11 protein-coding genes are annotated in these 10,629 nt (G+C 74.7%); 1 reads left to right on the top strand and 10 read right to left on the bottom strand.

The window, feature by feature from the left end:
* From MNY60_RS22335 to trmFO, 10 genes are all read right to left on the bottom strand, one after another.
* Window positions 1-712 (bottom strand): DnaJ domain-containing protein (locus tag MNY60_RS22335; RefSeq protein WP_242361923.1); only part of this gene is annotated, 712 nt, incomplete at its 3' end.
* A gap of 119 nt (window positions 713-831) precedes the next feature.
* Window positions 832-1,761 (bottom strand): ornithine carbamoyltransferase, encoded by a 930-nt coding sequence (gene argF / locus MNY60_RS22330; protein WP_242341133.1) that lies wholly within the window; start codon window positions 1,759-1,761, stop codon window positions 832-834.
* 18 nt (window positions 1,762-1,779) lie between these two features.
* Window positions 1,780-2,988: an acetylornithine transaminase gene (locus tag MNY60_RS22325; protein ID WP_242341132.1), complete on the bottom strand. Its 1,209-nt coding sequence runs from the start codon at window positions 2,986-2,988 to the stop codon at window positions 1,780-1,782.
* Between the two features lie 56 nt (window positions 2,989-3,044).
* Entirely contained in the window at window positions 3,045-3,545 is a 501-nt protein-coding gene (locus MNY60_RS22320; RefSeq protein ID WP_242361921.1) for a c-type cytochrome, read from the bottom strand.
* Window positions 3,542-3,895, bottom strand: coding sequence for a c-type cytochrome (locus MNY60_RS22315; protein ID WP_242361918.1), 354 nt, complete (start codon window positions 3,893-3,895; stop codon window positions 3,542-3,544). The genes MNY60_RS22320 and MNY60_RS22315 overlap by 4 nt, the downstream gene beginning before the upstream one ends.
* 103 nt (window positions 3,896-3,998) lie before the next feature.
* Window positions 3,999-5,396 (bottom strand): ATP-dependent protease ATPase subunit HslU, encoded by a 1,398-nt coding sequence (hslU, locus tag MNY60_RS22310; protein ID WP_242341130.1) that lies wholly within the window; start codon window positions 5,394-5,396, stop codon window positions 3,999-4,001.
* 3 nt (window positions 5,397-5,399) lie between these two features.
* A complete protein-coding gene (gene hslV / locus MNY60_RS22305) occupies window positions 5,400-5,945 on the bottom strand; it encodes an ATP-dependent protease subunit HslV (protein WP_242341129.1) in 546 nt (181 codons plus the stop codon).
* A gap of 77 nt (window positions 5,946-6,022) precedes the next feature.
* Complete coding sequence (gene xerC, locus MNY60_RS22300) at window positions 6,023-6,952, bottom strand: tyrosine recombinase XerC (protein ID WP_242356376.1); 930 nt, start codon at window positions 6,950-6,952, stop codon at window positions 6,023-6,025.
* Between the two features lie 74 nt (window positions 6,953-7,026).
* The gene (locus MNY60_RS22295; RefSeq protein WP_242341127.1) at window positions 7,027-8,616 is read right to left on the bottom strand and encodes a hypothetical protein; all 1,590 of its coding nucleotides are present in this window, start codon (window positions 8,614-8,616) and stop codon (window positions 7,027-7,029) included.
* The gene (trmFO, locus tag MNY60_RS22290; RefSeq protein WP_242361916.1) at window positions 8,568-9,923 is read right to left on the bottom strand and encodes a methylenetetrahydrofolate--tRNA-(uracil(54)-C(5))-methyltransferase (FADH(2)-oxidizing) TrmFO; all 1,356 of its coding nucleotides are present in this window, start codon (window positions 9,921-9,923) and stop codon (window positions 8,568-8,570) included. Before trmFO ends, MNY60_RS22295 begins: the two co-directional genes overlap by 49 nt.
* A 203-nt stretch (window positions 9,924-10,126) precedes the next feature.
* Here trmFO and MNY60_RS22285 point away from each other — a divergent pair, with 203 nt between their 5' ends.
* Window positions 10,127-10,516, top strand: coding sequence for a TraR/DksA C4-type zinc finger protein (locus MNY60_RS22285; protein ID WP_242341125.1), 390 nt, complete (start codon window positions 10,127-10,129; stop codon window positions 10,514-10,516).
* Window positions 10,517-10,629: the final 113 nt, after the last annotated feature.

Raw genomic sequence — 10,629 nt, 5'->3', positions numbered from 1 at the left:
CGTTGCCCGGATCGATCTCCAGCGCCTCCCGGTAGGCCGCGAGCGCCGCGCCCGGCCGGCCGCTGGCCTCCGCCGCCGCGCCCTCGTCGACGAGCCTCCCGCCACGCTGCGCGGCGGCGCGGCGGCGGGCCTCCGGGGCGAGGCGTACGGCGTCGGGGTGGCGCGGGTCGAGGCCGAGCGCGAGCTGCAGGTCGGCCGCGGCCTGCGCGAGGCGGCCCTCCGCGAGCGCCTCCTTCCCCCGCGCGACGAGCTCGCCCACGCGCGACGCGCGACCGACGATGGGGTTCTGGCGGACGAGCCGGGCCCGGCGCTCTGCCGCGCGACGCTCGTCCTCGAGGCGCCGAGCCTCGAGCTTCGCGCGCGCCTCGGGCGGCGCCGTCTCCCGGGCGTAGGCGGCGCGGCGGTCCTCGTCCGCGAGCACGTCCCGCGCCTCGGTGACCCTGCGGAACACCCGCTCCAGCCGTTCCCGGTAGCTCCCGAGCCGGCGCCCTGCGTAGCGGTCGGGGTGGAAGACTTTCACCTGTTCGAGGTAGGCAGCGCGGGCCGCCTCCACCGAGGCGTTCCACGGCAGGCCCAGCGCCTCCCAGTGGGTCCAGCCGTCCGCGTGGGCTGCGGCGAACAGGACGTCCTTCCGACGGTCGAGCTCGAGCTCGACGTCCTCGGCGAGGTCCGCGGGTGCGAACCGGAACCCTCTGAATTTGTCGCTGTTCAAGCCAGATGACCCCCGCCACCCGCTGGCCAGGCGACATTACCGGCCGTCACGGGGAGGGTCAACGCGGCACACCACGGATGGTGCGCCACCCGAAAGGCCCGGTATGGCCGGACCCACCTCTAGCGGGGGGACAGCAGCAGCTCAAGCAGCGCCTTCTGGGCGTGGAGCCGGTTCTCGGCCTCGTCGAACACCGCCGACTGCGGCCCTTCGAGCACACCGTCGGAGATCTCCTCGCCACGGTGGGCCGGGAGGCAGTGCAGGACGATCGCCTCCGGACGCGCCTTCTGCATGAGCGCTTCGTCGACGATGAACCCCGCGAACCGGCGCTGGCGCTCGGCCGCCTCGCCCTCCTGGCCCATGCTCGCCCAGACGTCGGTGTTCACGACGTGGGCGCCGTCCACGGCCTCCGCCGGCGAGCGCACGACCCGCGCGTGGGCGCCGGCGCGGGCGAGGAGCTTCGCATCGGGATCGTAGCCCTCGGGGCACGCGATGCGCAGGTCGAAGCCGAGCAGGACGCAGGCCTCGAGCCAGCTGTTCGCCATGTTGTTGCCGTCGCCGATCCAGGCCACCGACAGCCCGCCCTTCGAGAGCGCGTCCGCGCCGAAGCGCTCGGTCACGGTGAGCAGGTCGGCGAGGAGCTGGCAGGGGTGCGACGAGTCGGTGAGGGCGTTCACCACCGGGACCGAGGCGTAGCGCGACATCTCCTCGATCTTCTCGTGCTCGAAGGTGCGGACGACGAGGCAGTCGAGGTAGCGAGAGAGGACGCGCGCGGTGTCGCGGATGGGCTCGCCGCGCCCGAGCTGCGTGTCCCGCGGCGACAGCATCATGGCGTCGCCGCCGAGCTGGTAGGCGGCCACGGCGAACGAGACGCGCGTCCGCGTCGACGCCTTCTCGAACACGAGGCCGATGGTCGCGTGCTCGAGGGGCCTTGGCCCCCGCTTGCCGAGGAGCTTCCACTCCGCGGCGCGCTCCACGAGCTCGAGGAGCTCGGAGCGGTCGAGATCGGTGAGGCGGAGGAAGTCGCGCTTCGTGCCGGTCGGGCGTGCCATGGGGGGATCTCCGCTGGATCAGGACTTCGCGGGCGCCGCCGCGAGGGCGGCGGCGAGCCGCTCGACGGCGAGGTCCGCCTCGGCCGCCGTGAGGTTGAGGGGAGGAGCGAGGCGCAGCACGTCCTCGCCGATGGCGTTGACGAGCAGGCCGCGGGCGCGGGCGCCCTTCATCACCTCGGCCGCCGAGACGCCCTTCACCACCAGCGCGAGCAGCATGCCCCGGCCGCGCACCGAGGCCACCCGGCCGCCGGCGGCGAGCCGCTCGAGCCCCGCCCGCAGCCGCGCGCCCACCTCCCGCGACCGCTCGAGCACGCCGCCCGCGAGCTCCGCGAGCACCGCGAGCGCCACCGCGCAGCCGAGCGGATTGCCACCGTAGGTGCTGCCGTGGCTGCCGGGCGTGAGGTGCTGGCCGACCTCCTCCGACGCGAGGAGCGCGCCGATGGGGAAGCCGCCGCCGAGCGACTTCGCGCTCGACATGAGGTCGGGGACGACGCCCGCCCACTCGTGCGCCCACAGCTTCCCGGTCCGGCCCATGCCGGTCTGGACCTCGTCGAGGCAGAGCAGCACGCCGCGCTGCCGCGTGAGCTCGCGCGCCGCCTGCAGGTACCCCTCGGGCGCGGGGATCACCCCCGACTCACCCATGATCGGCTCCACGATGAAGGCCGCCGCCGTGCCGTCGAGCGCGGCCTCGAGCGCGGCGACGTCGCCGAACTTCACGTGGCGTACGCCGGGGACGAGGGGCTCGAAGCCCTGGCGGTACTTCTCCTGCCCGCCCACGGTGACGGTGAAGAGCGAGCGTCCGTGGAAGGAGTCGTCGCACGAGACGATCACGTTGCGCTCGGGGTGGCCGAGGTCGTGGTGGTACTTGCGGGCGAGCTTCAGCATCGCCTCGTTGGCCTCGGCGCCGCTGTTGCAGAAGAAGGCGCGGCTGGCCCACGGGGTCACCTTCAGCAGCGCCTCCGCGAGCTCCACCTGGCGCGGGATGAAGTAGTGGTTGGAGACGTGCCACACCGTGCGGGCCTGCTCCTCGAGCGCCTTCACGAGCGCGGGGTGGCAGTGCCCGAGCACGTTGACCGCCACGCCGCCCAGGAAGTCGAGGTACTCGTTCCCGTCGGCGTCCCAGACCCGGACGCCCTCGCCGCGCGCGATCGCCACCGGCTGTTGCCGGTAGTTGGGGGTGAGCACCTTCTGCGCGCGCTTTGCGACGGCCTCGTTGTTGCCGGTCATCTAGCGCTTATAGCAGCGGCGGGGCGGGTGTTCTAGAGCGGCGCGGGCCCCGCGGGTCAGCGCTTGCCGGCGGGGCGCGGCGGCCACGTCGGCGCGCGGACGCGCTCCTCTCGTACGGTCGCGTTGTACGCGCCGGACGGCCCCAGGTGACGCGACAGGTCGAAGTCCGGCCGCGGCTTCGCGTTCACGAACGCCGCGAGGTCGACCGCCTCGCCGTCCTGGAGGTTCGGCTCGTCCGGCGGCATCGTCACCTTGAGGAACCCCGCCAGCTTCGTCGCGTCCGCGAGCCCCGCCCCCGCGTTGTACGAACGCGGGCCCCAGACCGGCGGGTCGCCCTGGCCGTCCTCGCCGTGGCACGCGGCGCAGCGCTCCGCGTACAGCGCGGCGACGCGCGCCGTGTCGACCTTGGCCGGATCCACGGACAGCTTCGGGAAGCTGCGCGGCCCGAGCGGCGCCTTGGGGTTCTGCGCGATCCGCTCGCCGGTCGAGAGCCACGTGAGGTACGCGGTGATGGCGACGGCGGGTGCGCCGCCGTTCGGCGGCCGCTGCCCGTTCATGCTGGCATGAAGCAGTTGAGGACCCGATCCTCGAGCGTGATGACCGCCTTCTCCCGCGGGGACCACGCCGGATAGGCCGCCGCGACGCCGACGAGGGTCGCGCCGCCGGCCTGCGCTCCGGCCTGCGGGTGACAGGACGCGCAGCTCAGCGCGTTCTTCACGTACCGACGCGTGAGCGGGTGCGTCCCGGTCCGCTCGAAGAGCTCCTTCCCGAGCCGGATCGTGTCCCCGAGCGGCCCCTCCGGCAGCTCGCGCGCGGCGGGCGCCTCTTCCGCGCCGCGCGCCGCCGCGGGCGCGATCCCCGCGGCGGCGAGGACGAGCGCGAGCGGGGCCAGGCGGCGGGAGAGCATGGTGACCTCCGGAGCCACCGTCGGTCCGTGGCTCGCCCGCGGCAAGCGGGCACGTGGGGCGGTGAGCGATCGGCCGCCCGGAGGGGTGGACGGCGGGCCGCCGCTACAGGATGTACCGGGCGAGATCCTCGTCCTGGGCGATGCCCTCGAGCCGCTCCCGCACGTACGCGGCGTCGATGACGATCCGCTGGCCGCGCAGGTCCGGCGCGTCGAAGGAGATGCCGTCGAGCAGCCGCTCCATCACCGTGTGCAGCCGGCGCGCGCCGATGTTCTCCATCCGCTCGTTCACCTCCGCGGAGATGCGCGCGATCTCCTCGACGGCGTCGTCGCGGAACTGCACGTCCACGCCCTCGGTGGCGAGGAGGGCGGTGTACTGGCGGACGAGGGAGCTCCTCGGCTCCTTGAGGATGCGGACGAGGTCCTCCCGGCCGAGCGGCTCGAGCTCGACGCGGATGGGGAAGCGGCCCTGCAGCTCGGGGATGAGATCCGAGACCTTCGCCACGTGGAAGGCGCCGGCGGCGATGAAGAGCACGTGGTCGGTCTTCACGACCCCGTACTTGGTGTTGACGTTCGACCCCTCGACGATGGGCAGGAGGTCCCGCTGCACGCCGCCGCGCGACACGTCCGGCCCGTGCCCGGCGTCGCGCCCAGCGATCTTGTCGATCTCGTCGATGAAGATGATGCCGGCGTTCTGCGCGCGATCGAGCGCCTCGCGGACCACCCGGTCCATGTCGACCATCCGGGAGGCCTCCTCCTGCGTGAGGAGCTCGAGCGCCTCCTTCACCTGCACCTTGCGCTTCCGCTTCTTCTGGCCCCCCCCGAGCATGCTCACGATGGGGTTGTTCCCGAGCTGGCTCATCATGTCCTGGAGGCCCTGGGCCATGTCCTCCATGCCGGGCGCCATGAACGGCATCGGCGGCGGCTTCTCGGTGAGCTCCACCTCGACGAGCTCGTCGTCGAGCGTGCCGGCGCGGAGCTGCGCGCGCGCCCGCTCGCGGCCGCCGGCCGCCGGCGGCGCCTCCCCCTCGCCCTCCCCGCGCACGCGCGACACCGCGCTGCGGAACCCGAGCCCGAACCCGCCGCCGTACCCGAGCGCGTCGAGGACCTTCTCCTCCGCCGCCTCGCGCGCCCGCTCGCGGAGCTTCTCGACCTCCTCCTCCTTCACGAGCTTCACCGCGGCCTCCACGAGGTCGCGCACCATGGCGTCGACGTCGCGCCCCACGTAGCCGACCTCGGTGAACTTCGAGGCCTCGACCTTCACGAACGGCGCCCCGGCGAGCCGCGCGAGGCGCCGCGCGATCTCGGTCTTCCCCACCCCGGTCGGCCCGATCATCACGATGTTCTTGGGCAGGATCTCGTCCTTGAGCTCCGGCCCGACCTTCTGGCGGCGCCAGCGGTTGCGGAGGGCGTTCGCCACCGCGCGCTTCGCGTTGCCCTGCCCGACCACGTGGCGGTCCAGCTCGGCGACGATCTCCTTCGGCGACAGATCCTGGGGCTTCACGGCCTAGAGCTCCTCGAGCGTGAGGTTCGCGTTCGTGTAGATGCAGATCTCCGCGGCGAGCTTCATCGACTCCTCCGCGATCTGCCGCGCCGGCAGGGGCGAGTGGGCGAGGAGGGCGCGCGCGGCCGCGACGGCGTACGGACCGCCCGAGCCGATGGCGACGACCGCTCCGCCCGGGACGGGATCGGGCTCAATGACGTCCCCCGCGCCGGACAGGACGAGGACGTGCTCGCGATCCGCGACGACGAGCATGGCCTCGAGGCGCCGGAGGAGCCGGTCCGTGCGCCACTGCTTCGCGAGCTCGACGGCCGCGCGGGGCAAGGAGCGCGCGTGCTCCTTGAGCTTCTTCTCGAACAGCTCGAAGAGCTGGAACGCGTCGGCGGTCGCGCCCGCAAAGCCCGCGAGGACCGAGCCCTCGGCGAGCCGGCGGACCTTCCGCGCGGTGGACTTCATGACCGTCTTGTCGAGCGTGACCTGCCCGTCGCTCGCCATGACGACCTTGCCGTCGCGGCGGACGCAGAGGACGGTGGTGCCGTGGAAGGGGCGCATCGCCCGTAGGTAGCGCCGGACGGGCGCCCGGGCAACGGCGGAGATCGCCGCGGGACGCGGCGGCCGGAGCGCGAGGGTCAGCTCCGCTCGCGCTTCGCGCGCGGATGGGCGGAGTCGTAGACGGCGGCGAGGCGCTTCCAGTCCACGTGGGTGTAGCGCTGCGTCGTCGAGAGCGAGGCGTGCCCGAGGAGCTCCTGGATCCCGCGCAGGTCGGCGCCGTTGCCGAGCAGGTGCGTCGCGAAGCAGTGGCGCAGCACGTGCGGGTGCACGTGGCGAGGCAGCCCGGTCGCGATCACCGCCCGGTCGAGCCGCCGCGCGACCGAGCGTGGGCTGAGCCGTCCGCCGCGGTAGTTGAGGAAGAGCGCCTCGCGCGCGCCGGCGTGGTCGCGCCCCGCCGCGAGGACCGGCCGCGCCTCGTCGAGGTAGCGGCCGATCGCCTCGGCCGCCGTCACGCCGAACGGGACGATCCGCTCCTTGCTGCGCTTGCCGAGGACCCGCACGAGCCGGCCGCCGAGATCGAGCGAGCCGCGGTCGAGCCCGGTGAGCTCCGAGACGCGCAGCCCGCTCGCGTAGAGCAGCTCGAGGAACGCGCGGTCGCGCAGTTCCAGGGGCGCGGCGAGCGCGGGGGACTCCACGAGCGCGGCGACCTCCTCCTCGGGCAGGACCTCGGGCAGCCGCTTCGGGCGCCTGGGACCGGAGACCGAGCGCGCCGGGTTCGCCTGGGCGAGCCCCTCGCGCACGAGGAACCGGTAGAGCGTCCGGATCGCGGAGAGCTTGCGCCCGAGGCTCGTCGCGCCGGCGTCCGCCGCCGCGCGCGAGAGGAAGGCGCGCACGATCGCGGGCGAGGACGGCACGACCCCCTGCCCTGCGCTCGCGAGGTACGCAGCGTACTGGGCGAGGTCGGTGAGGTACGCCTTCACCGTGTGCGGCGAGGCGCGTCGCTCCGTGCGGAGGTAGGCCGCGAAGCGCTGGATCTCGGGCGGGAGGGTCCCCTCGTCGACGGGCACGCTGCGATCGGTAGCACCGGGGTGGGCGGGAGGCGAATTCTGGGTCGAGGTCGAGGTCGAGGTCGCGCCGCCCCTCACCTCGGAAGGTCGGCCACGTACACCCCCGCCCGCTTCGGGTCCGCGACCGCGTAGGCGACGCCCCGCGAGTCGGGCCCGAGGAAGCGAGCGGTGCCGGGGAGCACGTGCGTGTCGATCGAGCGGAGCTTCCCGCCCTCCCAGAGCGCGACGTCGAGCGCGATCATGTCGGAGCGCTGCCAGGTGAGGAGGAGCCGCCCGGGGTCGCGCGGGTCGAACTCGAAGCTCTTCACCCCCTGCGCCACGGCCTCCGGCTTCTTCCCCCCGGCGATCCCGGCGGCCGGGACGCGCTCGAGGTCGCACGCCTCGCCGTTCCGCGTGCAGCGGGTGCGGTAGTAGAGCCAGCGCGCGTCGGGCGAGAAGGCGAAGCCGAACACGCCCTGGGCGACCCGCTCCGCCGGCGTCCCCTTCGGCGTGTCGAGGTGCGCGAGCGCGAGGTCGACCGAGTACCCGCCCCGGGTCGTGTGCTGCAGCATCGCGACGTGGGCGCCGTCCGCCGAGACCTCGAACTCGGAGACGTTCGCGCCGAAGGTCCGGGGCGACTGCCCCGGGCCGCCCGCGCCGAGGACGCCCGCGCGGACTCGCGGATCGTACTGCTCGAGCCAGGCGAGGCGCGGCGCGCGGGCCGCCCAGCGGAACTCGCCCACCTCGCGACCGCACAGGGCGCCCGGCTTGCCGAGGGGGCCGACGTGGAGCTCGCCCTGCTGCCCGGGCGCGATCCCCGCGACGTAGGCGAGCGCGGCGCCGTCCCGCGAGAACGCGAACGCGCCCGCCTGGCGCGCGACGCGCGCCGGCGCACCGCCCGTCGAGAGCATGAGGTCGTACCCGGTCGCCGTCTGGACGGTGAACGCGTAGGCCGCGCCGCCCGGCGCGAAGGCGTACTCGCCGGTGCGCTCCGCCACGCGGGCGGGAGGCTCGCTCGCGGCGCGAACGGCGAGCAGCGTCCCCCCCGCGCGGACGCCGCGGCGGGCGAGCGCGGTGGTCGCCCCGGCGCGCGGCGCGCCGTCCTTGGCGAGGAGCTCGAACGAGGAGAGGCCCTCGGCCCCGGGCAGCCACGCGGGGGGCTCGCCGGGGTTCACCCAGAGCAGACGCCCGCCCGCGATCGCCGCCACGCGCTCGCTCCCCGGCACGAACCCGGTGAACGTCACGCCGTCGGCGATCCTCGCCGGCTCGCCGCCGGCGCGGGCGACGTAGAGCGTGCCCGCGCCCGAGAGGTAGTCGTACTCGCCCAGCGCGGCGAGCACCGCGCCCTGGGGCGCCCACGCGAACCCGTGCGGGAGCGTGGTGACCGAGGGCGCCACCTTGCGGGCCTCGCCGCCGGCGGCCGCCACCACCCGCAGCGCGCAGCTCGCGGTCTGGGGCGGGAGGTACTGCCCCTTCACCTCGGCGCACCCGTCGAGGAACGCGAGCCAGGCGCCGTCGGCCGAGGCCTTCAGGGCGCGCACCTGCCCGCGCATCACCGCGCGGCCGAGCCCGTGCTTCTTGGCGGCGTCGTGCTCGCCGGTGCATCCCGCCGCGAGCGCGGCCGCGGCGGCGAGGGTCAGGGCCCGGAGGCTCCAGGGGTGGCGTCCGCAACGGGGTCGATCCACGGCGCGATCTCCTTTCGCGCCCGCTCGACGTGGGCCTCCTTCCGCGCGGCCTTGCCGCGGTGGCGCCCGGTGAGCGGGGGGAACAGCGCGAAGACGACGTTCGACGGCTGGTAATCGTACCCCGGCGGATGGGCCTCGCCGGTGAGATGTCGATGGAGCGCCCCGAGCGCGGTCGCCGGGGGAGGCGGGCGGAAGCCCCTTCCGGCGAGCCGGTCCAGGATCGCGCGCGCCGCGAGGTGCCCGCACGCGGCCGACTCCACGTAGCCCTCGACCCCGGTGATCTGGCCCGCGAAGAACAGGTGCGGCCGCTCCCGCGCGGAGAGGTCCGGCGCGAGGACGCGGGGCGCCTCGAGGAACGTGTTCCGGTGGATCTGGCCGAGGCGCACGAACTCGGCGTTCGCGAGGCCGGGCACGTGCTCGCGGAAGATGCGCCGCTGCTCCGGCCAGGTGAGGCGGGTCTGGAACCCCACGAGGTTGTACGCCGTCCCCTCCACGTCCTCGCGGCGGAGCTGCACCACCGCGTGCGGGCGCCGCCCGGTGCGGGGGTCCTCGAGGCCCACCGGCTTCATCGGCCCGAACGCGAGCACCTCCGCGCCCCGCTCGGCCATCACCTCGATCGGCAGGCAGCCCTCGAAGTAGCGCGGCTCCTCGAAGTCGTGCGCGGGCACCTTCTCGCCGGCGAGCAGCGCCGTGACGAAGGCGCGGTACTGCGCCTCGTCGAAGGGCAGGTTGAGGTAGTCGTCCCCGGCGCCCTTGCCGTACCGCGAGCGCGCGTACGCGATCGAACGGTCGATCGAGTCCGCCGCCACGATCGGCGCGATGGCGTCGTAGAAGTGGAGCCGGCCGCCCGCGAAGGCGGCGATGTCCGCGGCGAGCGCGTCGCCCGTGAGCGGCCCGGTCGCGACGAGCGCGAGCTGTGGCCCCTCGGGGAGGCGCAGCACCTCCTCCTCCCGAAGGTGCACGCGAGGGTGGGCGCGGAGCCGCGCGCCGACGAGCGCGCTGAACCGCTCGCGGTCCACGGCGAGCGCGTCCCCCGCCGGGACGCGGGTCGCGTCGGCGGCGGAGAGGACGAGGCTGCCGAGGCGGCGCAGCTCCTCGTGGAGCAGCCCCACCGCGTTGTGCGGGTTGTCGGAGCGGAGCGAGTTCGAGCAGACGAGCTCGGCGAGACCGCCCTGCGTGTGAGCGGGCGAGCGCCGGCCCGGCTTCATCTCGACGAGCTCCACCTCGGCGCCGCCCTCGGCGAGCCGCCACGCGGCCTCGCTCCCCGCGAGCCCGCCGCCGATCACCGTCACGTGCGCCTGTCCCATGACCACCCGTCGTCCCATCGCATGGCTGGCTCCCCGCCAGCCGGGCGCCTACCGATCTCTCGGAACCCCGACGACCTGGCCGCCTCGACCCGCGGTGCGCAGGTTTCGAGCCGGGCGCGCCCGGGGCCCGGGGGGCGGCGGCGAGAGAGGTTTCGGCCGGACCGGGCGCGCTCCATCTACCGTCCCGACGAAAGGAACGCAACGTGGCCGACGACAGGTTCGAGACGCTGAAGAGCGAGCTGCAGCGCCGCCGCCGCGTGATCCTCGAGACCTTCCGCCGCGCCGACGCCGAGCTCGACGCGCTCCGCTCCGCCGAGCGGGATCCGGAGTTCGAGGAGGGGGCGCAGACCGACCACGAGGCGTACACCCTCGCGCGCCTCTCCGAGAACCAGCGCCGGGAGCTCCAGCAGATCGACGCCGCGCTCGCGCGGATCGACGCGGGGACGTACGGGATCTGCAAGGACTGCGACCAGGAGATCGACCCGCGGCGGCTCGCCGCCCTCCCCTACGCGCTCCTCTGCACGGAGTGCGCGGCCGGGAGCGAGCGGGCCGCGGCGCCGAGGTTCGTCGCGCCGCCCCAGCCGGGGATCTGATCTAACGGGGGCTGCGCCCCCGCCCCGCCGACGGCTGACCGCCGTCGTCGGGGGCCCCACCCCTGCTCGCCGGGTCCCGTGCGCCTACGCGTGGCGGCTTCGCCGCGAACGCG

This window comes from Anaeromyxobacter sp. SG17, assembly GCF_022690695.1.
GTDB lineage: Bacteria > Myxococcota > Myxococcia > Myxococcales > Anaeromyxobacteraceae > Anaeromyxobacter > Anaeromyxobacter soli.
This window is presented reverse-complemented; position numbering and strand designations above follow the sequence as displayed.

Bases quoted from the DNA above. Each gene is read 5' to 3' on its own strand.
- argF (WP_242341133.1), bottom strand. From the start codon at position 1,761: ATGGCACGCCCGACCGGCACGAAGCGCGACTTCCTCCGCCTCACCGAT.
- MNY60_RS22325 (WP_242341132.1), bottom strand. From the start codon at position 2,988: ATGACCGGCAACAACGAGGCCGTCGCAAAGCGCGCGCAGAAGGTGCTC.
- MNY60_RS22320 (WP_242361921.1), bottom strand. From the start codon at position 3,545: ATGAACGGGCAGCGGCCGCCGAACGGCGGCGCACCCGCCGTCGCCATC.
- MNY60_RS22315 (WP_242361918.1), bottom strand. From the start codon at position 3,895: ATGCTCTCCCGCCGCCTGGCCCCGCTCGCGCTCGTCCTCGCCGCCGCG.
- hslV (WP_242341129.1), bottom strand. From the start codon at position 5,945: ATGCGCCCCTTCCACGGCACCACCGTCCTCTGCGTCCGCCGCGACGGC.
- trmFO (WP_242361916.1), bottom strand. From the start codon at position 9,923: ATGGGACAGGCGCACGTGACGGTGATCGGCGGCGGGCTCGCGGGGAGC.